Source organism: Chryseolinea sp. T2 (genome assembly GCF_037203685.1).
Lineage (GTDB): Bacteria > Bacteroidota > Bacteroidia > Cytophagales > Cyclobacteriaceae > Chryseolinea.
In genome coordinates this window covers 588562-603003 of record NZ_JBBCAU010000001.1, presented here as the reverse complement: position 1 = coordinate 603003, position 14442 = coordinate 588562, and the positions used below count along the sequence as shown (strand labels likewise).

General features: G+C 48.6%; 12 protein-coding genes and 1 tRNA gene. 10 read left to right on the top strand and 3 right to left on the bottom strand.

Annotated elements, in window-relative coordinates; translation table 11 throughout:
* Positions 1–4 precede the first annotated feature (4 nt).
* The 7 genes from WBG78_RS02600 (at position 5) to WBG78_RS02570 (ending at position 7257) form a co-directional block, all read left to right on the top strand.
* On the top strand, positions 5–253 hold the full coding sequence (locus tag WBG78_RS02600; protein ID WP_337324801.1) for a hypothetical protein: 249 nt from the start codon (positions 5–7) through the stop codon (positions 251–253).
* Between the two features lie 62 nt (positions 254–315).
* Complete coding sequence (locus WBG78_RS02595; RefSeq protein WP_337324800.1) at positions 316–1080, top strand: alpha/beta fold hydrolase; 765 nt, start codon at positions 316–318, stop codon at positions 1078–1080.
* 35 nt (positions 1081–1115) lie between these two features.
* Positions 1116–1988 carry an aldo/keto reductase gene (locus WBG78_RS02590; RefSeq protein ID WP_337324799.1) on the top strand — a complete coding sequence of 291 codons (873 nt, stop codon included), beginning with the start codon at positions 1116–1118 and terminating at the stop codon, positions 1986–1988.
* A 139-nt stretch (positions 1989–2127) separates the two neighbouring features.
* Complete coding sequence (gene uvrA / locus WBG78_RS02585; protein ID WP_337324798.1) at positions 2128–4977, top strand: excinuclease ABC subunit UvrA; 2850 nt, start codon at positions 2128–2130, stop codon at positions 4975–4977.
* A 13-nt stretch (positions 4978–4990) separates the two neighbouring features.
* Positions 4991–5236: a hypothetical protein gene (locus WBG78_RS02580; RefSeq protein ID WP_337324797.1), complete on the top strand. Its 246-nt coding sequence runs from the start codon at positions 4991–4993 to the stop codon at positions 5234–5236.
* Positions 5237–5498: 262 nt separating this feature from the next.
* Positions 5499–6557, top strand: a complete 1059-nt coding sequence (locus WBG78_RS02575) for a sensor histidine kinase (RefSeq protein WP_337324796.1) — start codon at positions 5499–5501, stop codon at positions 6555–6557.
* Entirely contained in the window at positions 6535–7257 is a 723-nt protein-coding gene (locus WBG78_RS02570) for a LytR/AlgR family response regulator transcription factor (protein ID WP_337324795.1), read from the top strand. Before WBG78_RS02575 ends, WBG78_RS02570 begins: the two co-directional genes overlap by 23 nt.
* 251 nt (positions 7258–7508) lie before the next feature.
* Here the strand turns inward: WBG78_RS02570 and WBG78_RS02565 are convergent, their stop codons facing one another.
* Positions 7509–10016 (bottom strand): DUF3857 domain-containing protein, encoded by a 2508-nt coding sequence (locus tag WBG78_RS02565; protein WP_337324794.1) that lies wholly within the window; start codon positions 10014–10016, stop codon positions 7509–7511.
* 96 nt (positions 10017–10112) lie between these two features.
* On the bottom strand, positions 10113–11444 hold the full coding sequence (locus WBG78_RS02560) for a DEAD/DEAH box helicase (RefSeq protein ID WP_337324793.1): 1332 nt from the start codon (positions 11442–11444) through the stop codon (positions 10113–10115).
* Positions 11445–11471: 27 nt separating this feature from the next.
* Between WBG78_RS02560 and WBG78_RS02555 the strand changes: the two genes are divergently transcribed.
* The 3 genes from WBG78_RS02555 (at position 11472) to WBG78_RS02545 (ending at position 13881) form a co-directional block, all read left to right on the top strand.
* Positions 11472–12812 carry a dihydroorotase gene (locus WBG78_RS02555; protein ID WP_337324792.1) on the top strand — a complete coding sequence of 447 codons (1341 nt, stop codon included), beginning with the start codon at positions 11472–11474 and terminating at the stop codon, positions 12810–12812.
* 47 nt (positions 12813–12859) lie between these two features.
* Positions 12860–12933: transfer RNA gene (locus WBG78_RS02550), tRNA-His, on the top strand.
* Between the two features lie 693 nt (positions 12934–13626).
* A complete protein-coding gene (locus WBG78_RS02545; RefSeq protein ID WP_337324791.1) occupies positions 13627–13881 on the top strand; it encodes a hypothetical protein in 255 nt (84 codons plus the stop codon).
* A 232-nt stretch (positions 13882–14113) separates the two neighbouring features.
* On the opposite strand, the gene WBG78_RS02540 is transcribed toward WBG78_RS02545, so the two are convergent.
* Complete coding sequence (locus tag WBG78_RS02540) at positions 14114–14413, bottom strand: hypothetical protein (RefSeq protein ID WP_337324790.1); 300 nt, start codon at positions 14411–14413, stop codon at positions 14114–14116.
* Positions 14414–14442 lie beyond the last annotated feature (29 nt).

The following is a 14442-nucleotide window of genomic DNA, read 5'->3' as shown; positions in this document are numbered from 1 at the left end:
TGCAATGCGGAGAGATATTTTGCAGAATATTGCGCGACGACAAATGTCGACAGCGTCCCTTGCCAGCAGAATGAAAAGAGAAATTACGCTTGCTATAGGCACCCTGGTTGGAGGTCTAATTCTTAATGGGTTTGCATGGTCGACGAGTATCAGAGAGCCCATACCAACCATCAGTCTGGTTGCAGGACTTTTGATGTCGGTTGTCGGTTTTATTATGACTATCTATCTGATAAAGAAAAATCGTTCACAGTAGGAAGGCGCAAGAGGGAGCCCACAAAATATACCCTGGAAAAAAACTAACATTGGAGGGAAAACATGAAATTATTCTTTAGGGAGTACGGAGACGGAGCGCCGATAGTTATCCTTCATGGGTTGCTGGGTTCCAGCGACAACTGGCTTACGCAGGCCAAGCTTTTATCACCGACATATAAGATCTACACGATAGATCAGCGTAATCATGGTCAGTCGCCGCATGATGATGCATTTGATTATCAGTCGATGGTAAACGATCTGCTGGAGTTTCTGGATGACCGACAACTTAAGGATCCGATTCTGCTGGGTCATTCGATGGGTGGGAAGACGGTGATGAACTTTGCGCTGCAACATCCTGATCGGGTGAGCAAACTTGTGGTGGTGGATATTGCGCCGCGGGCCTATAACCTGGAACACTATACGCTGGTGAGTGCGATGGTTGAGTTGCCGTTGAACGAGCTCAAGTCGCGTAATGACGCCGATGCACTGCTTGCAGCAAAGGTGGCTGAGCCGGATGTGAGACAATTCCTGTTGAAGAATCTTCAACGTTCTGCTGAGGGAGGATTTTCATGGAAGGTGAACCTGCCCATCATTCAGCAAAAGCTGGCGAATGTAGGCGTTGACTTGCTGACCGATACAACTTTTGATAATCCGACATTGTTTATCCGCGGTTCGCGCTCGGCATACATAAAAGATGGGGACATGCAGGCGATACAACGATATTTTCCGTCGGCGACATTGGAGACGATAGATACGGGACATTGGGTGCAGGCGGAAAGTCCGAATGAGTTTGTGGGGATTTTGAAAAAGTGGATCGGGGACAATTAAGAATTAAGAATTATGAATTCTTAATTTGCCAGACTATGAAACGCATAACGCTCAGCAAAGGAGGCCCTTCCTTCTCCCGTATCGTTGCCGGTGCATGGCGGTGGACACTTTCGGTTGAAGAGATTGAAGGGCTCATCCATCGCGCATTGGAAATCGGGATGACGACGTTTGACAACGCCGACATCTACGGTGACTATCAGAATGAAACGCTATTCGGAAAAGCATTAGAAAGAAATTCGTCGCTTCGTAATAAGATGGAGATCGTTACGAAGTGTGGCATCATGCTCGTTTCGAAGAACCGACCCGAGAATACATTCAAGCATTACAACACATCAAAGGAACACATCGTCTGGTCGGCGGAGAATTCATTGAAGCTGCATCATACTGATCGAATCGATTTGTTATTGATCCATCGTCCGGATCCGCTGATGAATGCTGCTGAGGTAGCGGATGCATTCACTTTGTTGAAGAAGCAAGGGAAGGTGTTGCACTTCGGTGTCTCCAATTTCACGACATCACAGTTTGAATTGTTGCAAAGTCATTTGGATTTTCCGCTTGTAACGAACCAGCTTGAGATCTCACTTACACATCAACAGTATTTGTTTGATGGAACTGTAGATCATCTTATGAAGATAGGTGTCGTGCCTATGGCGTGGTCGCCGCTGGGTGGGGGAAAGCTTGTTGCTCATCCATCGGATGTGCTTGCTGAAAAGGCGCGCAAGTATCAGGTAACGCCTTCTCAGCTGGTGCTGGCATGGCTGCTGCGTCATCCGTCGAACATTGTACCCGTAGTGGGTACAACCAAACCCGAGCGACTGAATGAAGCGGCAGTGGCTCTTGACATTCAGATGGACAGACAGGATTGGTACGATCTGTGGAGCGCGGGGAAGGGTAGTGCGGTTCCGTAGGTCTTCACGGGAGACGCAAAGCATTGCGTCTGTACGGCAAGGCGAAAGGGGGACGCAGGCAGGGAGAAGGGATGAACGTTACGTTTTATGCCGGAACAAATGCCGCAGTTTTTTGGTTATAGTTTTCTTATCCTGATTTATGGCAAAAAGCGCGGCCACACGGCCTGCAGAGCATATATACGACCACGATACGATTGAAATCGTAGGCGCCAGGGAGCACAACCTGAAGAACATCAACGTTACGTTTCCGCGTAACAAGCTGATCGTTATTACCGGAATCAGCGGAAGTGGTAAGTCGTCGCTTGCCTTCGATACCATTTATGCTGAAGGTCAGCGGCGATACATGGAAAGTTTTTCCGCCTACGCGCGGAGCTTCATGGGCAACCTGGAGCGTCCTGATGTGGACAAGATCAACGGGCTTAGTCCTGTGATTTCCATTGAGCAGAAGACCACGTCGCGCAACCCCCGCTCTACTGTCGGGACGGTAACTGAGATCTACGATTTCCTCCGCCTCCTCTATGCGAGGGCGGGAGAAGCGTTCTCATATCTGAGCGGCGACAAGATGGTGCGTCAGTCGGAGGACCAGATCCTGGACACGCTGCTCCAGCATTTCAAAGGGAAGAAGCTTGTACTGCTTGCTCCTATAGTGAAGGGACGAAAGGGTCATTACCGAGAACTGTTTCAGCAGATCAGAAAGTCGGGTTACACCAAGGTGCGTGTAGATGGGGAGTTAATTGAGATCTCCGCAAAGATGCAGGTTGACCGTTACAAGATCCACGACATTGAGGTGGTAACGGACAGGATAGTGGCCGATCCAAAAGATCGCGCACGCATCGGACAGTCGATCAACAAGTCGCTCAAGGAAGGTAAGGGTATCATGATGATCATGGAGGAGAATGGAAAGGTGCATCACTTTTCGAAGTTCCTCATGGATCCGAAGACAGGCCTTTCGTACGATGAACCTGCTCCCAACAGCTTTTCATTCAACTCTCCCTATGGAGCATGTCCGACCTGTAATGGTTTGGGACAGATCAATGAGATCACTGAGGCGTCGGTCATTCCTGATAAATCGCTTAGCATTAGCCGTGGCGGGATACTTCCGCTTGGCGAATACCGCGACATATGGATCTTCAAAAAGATTGAGGCCATACTCAAAAGATATAAGCTTGCTCTAACCACCCCGTTGAAGGACGTTCCCAAGGAAGTCATTCAGATACTTTTGTATGGAGATGACGTTCCTGTGGCGGTGTCGTCGGTGAAATATCCCGGCACAGAATGGAATACTAAGTTTGAAGGCATCATCAGCTTCCTTGAGAAGCAACGCGAGGAAGGATCGGAAGCCATCAAGAAGTGGGTGGAAGATTTTACGGTATCGAAGGAATGCCCTGAGTGCCATGGTGCACGCCTGAAGAAGGAGTCGCTGCACTTCAAGATTGATAACAAGAACATTGCTGAGCTGGCGGTGCTTGATATTCTGGCATTGAGGAAATGGATGGAAGGTCTTGAAGACCGCGTGAACGACAAGCAGCGGGTTATTGCCACGGAGATATTAAAAGAGATCCGGAAGCGGATCGGGTTCCTCCTCGACGTGGGACTGGATTATCTCAATCTCAACAGGCCGATCAGGACGCTTAGTGGTGGTGAGTCACAGCGTATAAGGCTTGCCACGCAGATAGGCACTCAGTTGGTGGGTGTGCTCTATATTCTTGACGAGCCTAGTATTGGATTGCATGCACGCGACAACGTGAAGCTGATCAAGGCACTGAAAGATCTGCGGGACCTTGGCAATTCTGTTATTGTTGTCGAGCACGACAAGGACATGATGCTCGAGTCGGATTACATCATTGACATAGGACCAGGCGCAGGACGACACGGCGGCAACGTGGTGTCGGAGGGAGATCCCAAAACATTTCTTAAAGGCAATAGCACGACAGCGCGATATCTCACAGGGCAATTAGGAATTCCTTCGCAAGCTGAAAGAAGGAAAGGAAGTGGTGATAAGATTGTTGTTACGCAGGCGCATGGAAACAATCTCAAGAATGTCGATCTGAAGATCCCGCTTGGGACACTAACGTGTATTACTGGTGTGTCGGGAAGTGGTAAGTCGACGCTGATACATGACACGTTGTTCCCTATTCTCAATACACACTTCTACAACTCGCGCGCTGTGCCCATGCCTCATAAGAAGGTTGAAGGTTTGCAGCATGTTGACAAAGTAATTGAAGTGGATCAGTCGCCGATTGGTCGCACGCCGCGTTCAAATCCGGCCACGTATACAGGTGTGTTCTCCGACATACGCGATTTGTTTGCGCAGTTGCCGGAGTCGAAGATCCGGGGATATAAGACCGGAAGATTTTCATTCAACGTGAAGGGTGGACGCTGCGAGACCTGTGAAGGAGCGGGACTTCGATTGATTGAGATGGAGTTCCTTCCTGATGTATATGTTCCCTGCGAAACGTGTAAAGGCAAGCGTTACAATCGCGAGACGCTCGAGGTAAGGTTCAAAGGCAAGTCAATCAGTGATGTTCTGGATATGACTGTAGAGGAGGCAGTAGGGTTCTTTGAGAACCAGCCGAAGATCCTGCGTAAGATCCAAACGCTGAGTGAAGTGGGGCTTGGCTATATTTCTCTCGGCCAGCATGCGACAACCCTTTCAGGTGGTGAAGCGCAGCGTGTGAAGCTTGCTACGGAATTATCAAAGCGCGATACCGGCAAGACGTTTTACATTCTTGATGAGCCGACGACCGGATTGCACTTTCAGGACATTGCCCATCTGCTTGATGTTTTGCAGAAGCTTGTGGACAAGGGCAATACGGTACTGGTTATTGAACACAATATGGATGTTATTAAATCGGCGGATTATATAGTTGACCTGGGGCCGGAAGGTGGAGAGAAAGGTGGTCGTATTATCGCTACCGGAACGCCCGAAGAAGTAGCGAAGAACCCCGCGAGTTACACGGGAGCATTTCTCAAACACGAGCTCAACTGAACCATCGATATTCATGAATGCAACATTCCGGCAGTACGGTTTTGCGATCATTTTTCTGGGAGTAGGTATTTATCAACTGATCAATCGCGACGCGCTTGAGGCGAGCTTATATCTGTTGGGGGCGGCGGCATTCGTGATGAACAACCTAGCTTCATCAACAAAAATGGCAGCCTACAAGAAGCCGCTGGTGATCGTGACGTGGGCACTTATTGCAGCGGTAGGGATTCTGTTCCTGTACATGATTCAGTTCAAGCGATGAAATTCAGAGCGCAGAAGTGAAACAGAGCGAGGAACTGAAAACAGAGTGAGGAACAGTGTGAGAGTGAAGGAGGGTGAGGAACAGTGTGAGAGTGAAGAAGGGTGAGTAAGGGTGAGGAACAGTGTGAGAGTGAAAAAAAGGCGTGTCTTTTCGTCGCTCTCACACTGTTCCTCACTCTGTCTCTGTTCTGGTTTCTCCACTTACATAAAAGCGCCGGCCGGACTGGCCTAAATAGCTACCTTTACCAGTTAGTCCCCAGGCAGTGAACCGAGAGCGTCTATATGTTATTTTCCAAATCTGTGGCTGGTCGATCTATACCTTGTTTCAGATCGTTTACAGCTATGATTCGTCGGGTAGTATCACTACGAGGCGCCTGGTATTCTTTATTGTAGAAGGCTTTCTATGCCTTGCGGTAACGCACGTTTTCAGAAACCTCATCAGGAAATGGAAGTGGCTGTCGGCACCTATGCACAAGCTTGTTCCCAGCATCTTCATTGCCGTGTTTGCCATGGCGCTGGTGGTCTACTTCCTGAAGATACCAGTAAACGTTTTACTCGGCAGGCTGTTCAATCCACAGACTGCATTTGATCTGCAACAGATCCTAGGTCAGTCGATCGTGTATTCTATAGTTTTCTTTTTGTGGACAGTCTTCTACTTCACTTATCACTACTTCGATCAATATAATAAGTCACTGAAGTATGAGGCTTCGATGATTGAGATCGAGTTGACCAATTTGAAGTCACAGCTCAATCCGCATTTCATCTTCAATGCGCTGAACAGCATACGTGCGCTGGTGGATGAGAATCCGAGGAAGTCGAAGCAGGCGATCAACCAGCTGAGCAATATCCTTCGGAAATCGCTGGCATCGGATAAGCAGGGATTGACTAACTTCGATGATGAATTAAAGATCGTAAAGGACTATCTTGGCCTCGAGAGTATCAGGTTCGAAGAACGTCTGAAGACGGAATTCGACATTGATCCCGAGTCACAGCGATTTCTCGTCCCCCCCCTGATGATACAAACGCTGGTAGAGAACGGGATCAAGCACGGCATTTCAAGACTTACGCCCGGCGGACTTATCCAAGTAAAGACGAAAGTCGAGGGCGGCAAGCTCAGGATTCAGATCCGGAACAGCGGGCACATGGTTAATGGCGTGAAGCGAGGCAAGTCCGGATTGGGCATCAAGAATACCGTTCAAAGGCTGAAACTGTTATATGGTGAAGAAGCCACTTTCAAGATTGCGAACGAAAACGATAATTTTGTACTTACAGAACTAGTTATTCCACAAAATACAAGCCATGAGAGCATTAATCGTAGATGACGAGCGCCTGGCGCGCAAAGAATTGATGAAGTTGTTGGAGGACCATCCCAGCATCGAAGTTGTGGGCGAGGCTATGAATGCCGACGAGGCTATTCAACTGGTGAACGATCTCAATCCCGACCTTCTTTTCCTCGACATACAGATGCCGGGCAAGACCGGTTTCCAACTGCTTGAGGAACTCGATTCAGTGCCCCTTGTGATATTCACTACTGCTTACGACGAATTCGCGCTTAAGGCTTTTGAGGTCAATGCGCTTGATTACCTTTTGAAACCTATCCAGCCGGAACGTCTTTCTGAAGCGATCTCGAAGCTTGCCGACAAAGAGCGGGCAAAGAATGCCGCTACACGGGGGCCGGAAAAGAAGCTTGGCCTGCAGGACCAGGTGTTCGTTAAAGATGGCGATCGTTGTTGGTTTGTGAGCCTTACCAATGTCCGGCTGTTTGAATCAGATGGAAACTATATCAAAGTTTACTTCGATAACAATCGTCCGATGATTCATAAGTCATTGAACGCGTTGGATGAGAAGCTTGACGAGCGTGCGTTCTTCCGCGCGAGCAGAAAGCATATTGTTAATTTGAGTTGGGTGGAGGGCATTGAGCCGTGGTTCAACGGCGGCCTTATGGTGAAGTTGAGAGGCGGAGATAAGGTTGAGGTTAGCCGGAGACAGGCGGCGAAGTTTAAGGATATGATGTCACTGTAAATTGATAATTGATAATTGACAATTGATAATTTGGAGACGACGCGATTCACCATCGCGTCGTTTTTGGTTTAATGGGGATGCATCCCGGGGTTTGCATTATCATCGTACATATGGGTTCGTGCGGATTCGATTCCCATGTGTATCCGTGTCGTTGATCCGGAACGTGGTGTAGAGACGCAATGCATTGCGTCTCTACGACGGGCGGCGTACACGTGGTTTTCCATTTCGCGCGTCGTTATCCGGAATCGGATTTACCGTTCAATGCGTTCCGTGAACGTGCCCTTCACGCGATCGGAGAATATGATATAAGGGATCCAGATAATTGCCGTCAATATCGTGCGCATGGCGGCCGTTGAATTCTCTCCTTCGAATACGGTTGGCAGATCCATGGTGTGAAGCCAGATCGAATCCAGAAGAACGAAGGCCACATTGGCTCCATACATAATAGAGGCAAAGAGAGGAAAGCTCGTTCTTCGTCTTACCATCAGCACTACAACGAATACGCTGTACGCCAGCAACGCGATCTCATAGAGATATTCGATCAGCACCAGGGCACCAAGCTTTGGGTTATAACTTCCGTGAGACGGGTTGGTAAGAATCTCCCATTGCAGGTAGTTGAAGAATCCGTTCTTAAAGATTTCAATCATCGCCCAGACGGGAGTCAGGAATATGCCTATAACAGGCAGGACGAGCCAACCGCCAAATCCTTCGTATGACATCTCATAGTCGCGTGAGCGTGGATCGTATTTGTATAGCCATACGAGTCCGAAAATGATCAGCGGCAAAGCGAAGATGCCGATGATGAGGAACGGAATATTGAAGGCCGAGGTGGTTTCATTTTGTTGTGCGTAGGTCAGCTGAAAGGACAATGCTTCGAGGGCGCGGTCAGTGTCTTTCACATGTTTCACAGCTTCGCTTGCTACGATGTGATCCTTGCGCGATTCGTAAGTATATCGCAGGTAGATTTTTTCGTCCATGTAGTCCGTCTCGCTGGTGAATCTGAAGGCGTTTGAAGACACATCAGTTGATGACTTCTTCACACTCCAGAATTCAGGAACATGGATCGTAATGTTTTGAATTACCGATACCGGATGGCTGATTGCGAAAGGCATGTTCCTTAACTTCGTTGACGGCTGTTCGAAGTATTGACCAATAGAACGGGCGTAGAATTGAGTGATCTGAGTTCCTGTGAGGGAGTCTTTCGTCCAGAAGTTTTCTATTGTGTAATTCTCCGTTGATTCAATGATGTTGTCCGTTTCGTTGTCCGTGTACTGGACATAGTCGATCATTGTTATCTCCGGGTATTCGTTCGCATAGAAGTTGGTATAGTTCTGTTTGATATCCTCCTTGTCGTTGGACTTATAATAGCTGCGCATAGAGTTCGCCTGCGAACCCGTGTAGACCGTCTTGACAGTTAGTTCGGCGGATCCGCCAACGACGTTGAAAGAATATACTTCATTGAGCTTAACGGTCGAGCGCTCTGCTGGCATTTTCATAACGGTGAGGTCCGTGGTGCCAGGCGAGATGACCAGCGCGTGTTCATAGTTGGCGGTGCGGCTCTTTTTAAACGAACCGCGCTCCAGCGACACCGTTGGATCGATCCAGTACGTGGTATCGTTGAGGACCAGTTGGGTGATGCAATGATCGAATGCATAAGGGGATGGCAGCGACTCATTAAGTGTTTTGCCTGCGCTTGAATTGACCAACGCCGGGTTGGCAGTGATACCGAGCTGCCGCAGCATAGTTGTTAGCAAGAGCGACTTGTCTTTACAGTCGCCGAACCGCTGCTTCATTACAACGGATGGGTCATGCGGCCGGAATCCCTGTATGCCGTCGGAAAACGAAAGGTATCGGATCTCATCCTGCACGAAGTGGATTGCTGCAGCGACTGTTCGCTCGGGTGCGAGATTTGAAGATTTGATCTCCTCCACCTTTGAGTCGATTACTTTTTTGTCGGCCGGGGTTTGCACATATAATGGCAATGCCCAGTTGGCTACATCGCTCCATGAAGTGAACTCCGATATTTCGGCAGCGTCGTAAGTGCGATACCAGTCGGGTACGTTGTCGTCAATTTGTTGCGCGGGCACAAACTCCGACATCCAAAGAAAGCTTTGCATGTCGCCATTGATTTCGTGAACAGGCTCTTTGGCTTTGTTGAACAGTTTGTAGTTCACTTTTCGCGATGCCCTGCAAATGAGGCGATCAACACTTTTTCCGAGGGGAACTCCGAAGTTCAGTCTTATGCTTTTGATGACCTTGCCATCGAAGACGGGATTGAGGCCCGCAACGGAGTAGCTATACTCGATGATATCACCAACCTGGACGTCTTCAATGTTGAGCATAGCGTCGAGGCTCTTGTCGTAGATCTGCCGGTCCATGTTCTCTTCACGGCGAAGCATTTCAAATTTCGCGTGAGGAAGCACGTTGATCTCCTGCCCTCCCCTCTTAATGATGAGTTTGTGGAAGGCGAGCTTCTGATAGGATGGATCGAAGTTGACGGAAATGTATGACGCCGTTGACAGTCCTTTTGGAGTGAGCACCTTTACGGCAATCCGGAAATAGGCTTCCTGCTTTTCCGTATGCTGTTGCCATTCAGAAAGCAGATAGTAGAAGCCGCCGGCACCAACAGTATCACGGGGACTTTGGGGATAATCAAACGCAGTGACCCAGCTGGGTGCGGGCAGGGTTTTTACTGAGGACTGAGATTGTGCGGAGATAGCCGCGATAAGAAATAACGAGAGCAGCGCAAAACGGTTCATGCAAGGGTGCGAAATCGAAATAGATCCCTCAATATAACAAATGGTAAACACGCGCACCGTCGAAATGTGGGTGCGATCTTACGTGGCAAGGACGTACTACCTGTGTTTGTTTTTCCTGTCGCGTTGCTGGGACGTATTGTCTGGCTTGTTTTTCCTCTCGCGTTGCGGGGGCGTGCTATCTGGCTTGTTTTTCCTTTCGTGGAAGGCGCCTTTGAAGTCAGGATCCTCTTTGCGCTTCTGGAAGTCGATGTCCTTTGCCATGGCTTGCGATTCTGCATAAGGAGTGCTCACAACGGTGACTTCGGCTGGTAGTTTTTTTACCGGTATCCGTTCGCGAATGATCTCTTCGATCTTGTCGATGTGATACTTTTCGGCGGGAGTGGCGAATGTTAATGCAGATCCCTCGCGGAAGGCTCGGCCAGTTCTACCGATGCGGTGGACATAGTCGGCATGGAAGACAGGTACGTCGAAGTTGATCACGTGCGAAACTCTTTCAACATCGATACCGCGTGCCGTAACATCCGTAGAAACGAGAATGCGCAGCTTGCCCTCCTTGAATTCATTCACGGCATTGATGCGGCTGTTTTGTCCTTTGTTGGAGTGGATGACGCGCGTTGGTCCGAAGCCTTTTGTTTCCAGATAGGAAACGATATTGTCGGCACTGCCTTTCGTTCGGGCGAAGATCATTACGCGGTTATATTCCTCTTCGTTCTGAAGGAGATATCCCAGGAAATTCAGTTTAGTGCCGATGTTCGGAATATGATACAACGACTGGTCTACTTGTTTAGCAGGTGTAGCAGGAGGCGTTATCTCTATCTTTCTTGGGAACTCGAGAAACTCAGCGGAGAGTTGTTCTACTTTGCCAGAAAAGGTAGCGGAGAACAGGAGGTTCTGACGCTTGCGTGGAATGACTTCGAGCACCTTTCGCAGCTGACCCATGAACCCCATTTCCATCATTCGGTCGGCTTCGTCGAGGACGAGAAACTTGAGGGCCGCAGTTGGCAGTTCTTTCTTAAGATAAATCTCCATGAATCGGCCTGGTGTGGCAACGATGATATCGACGCCTTTCCGGATCATTTCGATTTGGGTCTTTGGGCCGACACCTCCGTATAAAGGTTCAATTCTGAGGTCGGTGTACTTAGCCAGTTCGGTGGCATGTGCTGCGATCTGCACGACGAGCTCTTTGGTTGGAGCAAGGATCATAGCACGCGGATCCATTCCCTGCGCGTATTTGATCTTCATTAGCAAGGGCAACAGATATGCCGCAGTCTTTCCAGTGCCCGTCTGAGCGATGCCAATGATATCCTGGCCTGCAATGATGGCTGGAATTGCCCTTTCCTGGATTTCCGTTGGTGTCGTGAAATTCTGGTCGGCCACAGCATCAAGCAGCTGTTTGTTCAGATTAAAACTCCTGAAAGATTCGCTCACTGATGCTTTACCTTTATTTTTACCGCGATGAAGACGCAACTAATTGTCGATGCAAATATAGTCAATGAGGGCGAGGTGTTCGAAGGCGATGTGCTGATCAGGGGCACCTTCATTGAGGCCATTGGACGAGACCTTTCGTCAAAGCAGGCTGACGAGGTTATAGATGCCAGGGGGAAGTTATTGTTCCCCGGGGTAATAGATGACCAGGTTCATTTTCGCGAACCGGGGCTTACGCACAAGGGCAACATTTATTCGGAAGCCAGAGCGGCTGTTGCCGGTGGCGTTACCTCCTTCATGGAGATGCCGAATACAAACCCTCCGACATTTACACAGGAGTTGCTGGAGCAGAAGTATGCAACGGCGGCTGCGAGCTCGCTGGCGAACTATTCGTTCTACATGGGTGCTGCCAACGACAACTTCGAGGAAGTAATGAAGACGGACATCCGGTCGGTGTGCGGGTTGAAGATCTTCATGGGGTCCTCAACGGGGAACCTACTGGTCGACGATCCGAAAATGATCGAACGTTACTTCTCGAGCTTTCCGGCATTAATTGCTGCGCATTGTGAAGATGAAGGAACGATCAGACGGAACAATGAATTGTACCGTGAGAAGTATGGCGAGAATGTGCCGATCAGTTGTCATCCGCTCATACGGAGCGCGGAGGCCTGCTGGTTGTCGTCGTCGTTTGCTGTAGGGCTTGCGAGGAAGTTTGGCACCAGGTTTCACGTGCTGCATATATCAACGGCCCGCGAGATGTCGCTGTTTGAAAACAATGTTCCCCTGGAGCAGAAGAAGGTTACCGCCGAGGCATGCATTCATCATCTCTGGTTTAATGACAGCGACTACGAGCGCAAGGGTACGTTGATCAAGTGGAACCCCGCTGTGAAGACGGCGGAGGACCAGGCGGCTATATTTCAGGCGTTGCTGGACGATCGCATTGATGTGATTGCCACCGATCATGCGCCCCATACATGGGAAGAGAAGCAGAACACTTATTTCAAGGCACCTTCCGGGGGTCCGCTGGTTCAGCACAGCCTTCAGGCGATGCTGGAGTTCTATCATCAGGGCCGTGTCGGGTTGCCCTTTGTTGCCCAGAAGATGAGTCATAATCCCGCCAGGCTGTTTCAGATCGAAAAGAGGGGATTTATCAGGGAGGGTTATTATGCCGATTTAGTGCTGGTAGACCCTAACGGCGGATATACCGTTAATAAGGATAATATCCTGTATCACTGTGGATGGTCGCCATTTGAGGGCGTCACATTTAAGTCCCGGATTGCGAAAACGTGGGTTTCAGGCCATCTGGCGTGGCAGGACGGTGTTTTTGACGAGACAAGAAAAGGTCAGCGATTGAGTTTTACCCGCAGTTAGGTTTTGCAAAATCCAATGCGGTGTCTAAATTTGCAGTCCTCTAAACGGTGGATGTAGTTCAGTTGGTTAGAACATCAGATTGTGATTCTGAGGGTCGTGGGTTCGAGTCCCATCATTCACCCAACAAATAAGCGAAAAGGCTGTCTGCAAAGGCGGCCTTTTTTATTTGGTGACTTGTTGATTTGGAGATTTGGAGATTTGTTGACCAGCCTTCGGCTGGACAGGTTGTTGATTGGGTGCTTTCGGATCCTCGTTTTTTTCACAGCCAATTTTTTGTGTGACCCCGTCCAATAAGATGGGTGTCAGATTTTACGGATGGAAGCGGATTCACTTTTGTAATCTGTTCACAACTTACGTTAAGGTAGCGGATAATCGTTGTTCGTTTTTGGCGAACTAAGGTTGATTCACTTCACACATCCGTTTTTATGAAATGGAAATGAATGCGTGTTGTGAATCGTTTTGCACATGCGTTGTGATCTGCGGATACGATAATGAACTACACAAGTTTGTATCCCTCCAAGAATCAGGAAGCCAGGATTGGACATTGTAAACATTCGATTGTTTCGATATGCAATGCAATAAGCGATGTCTTCAACGGGCACGGTTATTGGGGATTCACATTTTTGAAACGTTTCAACATGCTTCATCGTTGCAAAATAAAATGCGTTTACACGCGTTAATTTTTTTGTTCGCGTGAGTGAAGTATGGTTAGTTTTTTGATGGAGCAAATAAGTTTGAGCACACGAGTTCTTTAAGGAAAAAGTTGGCTTCAGTCAACGTTGTGCTCGAGATATTTTTACACTATGTTTATTAAATGATCACTAGTACAGAATTTGCGGAGTTGACGTTGAATGATAAGATCAGTTTACTTTACGAGAAGGGAACATTCGTAATGGCGATACGCTATTACGGTTATAAAGTGAATCTGTACTTGCTAGGAAACTATTACCTCGAGGTGTTTGTGAATCATAAACTTTCGTTGGTAGAGAAGATTGTTCCGTTAGATCCGAGTCATTCGAGAATGAAGTTCTATTCGGATCAGATACGATTGCCGAGAGAGGCATATTGAAAACGTGGAGATGCAATCTGCCTGCATCTTGTTAGTAATCCAAAGTCTTGTAGCAATCAGAATGAGTCGGTGAGAGACGCTTAATCACCTTCCGAAATCAATCGTTGAAAATCATTTCATGAATACACGTGCCGCGCATAAGCATATTTGTGTGTTAATGATGGCGCGCGTTTGTTGTAATCGTGAATCATATTCGTAAGGAGACGCAAAGCATTGCGTCTCTACCCCGTTGTTACACGACGTGGAATACCCATTCCTGGTAGGATGTATCGGCGGGATTGAAATCGCCACGAACGAGGAAATATCTATCCAATAGCTCTACCGTTGAGCATTTCATTAGCTGGAGATTGCGATAGCCGGGAAGGCGTGAGGTGCCGGCGTATCCGTCTTCCTGCCAGCAGATGATCATGATTTTGTCGCGCTGCGTCTGACACAGGCCGTAAGGATGTATGATGCGCGGTTCAGGTTCGTTTTCCAGCGAAAGGCTGCAGATGCGTCGGCGACGCGTGGCCTCGTACAATATCTTGGTCACAATTTCCACAGTTGCGTTCATGTTGCGCT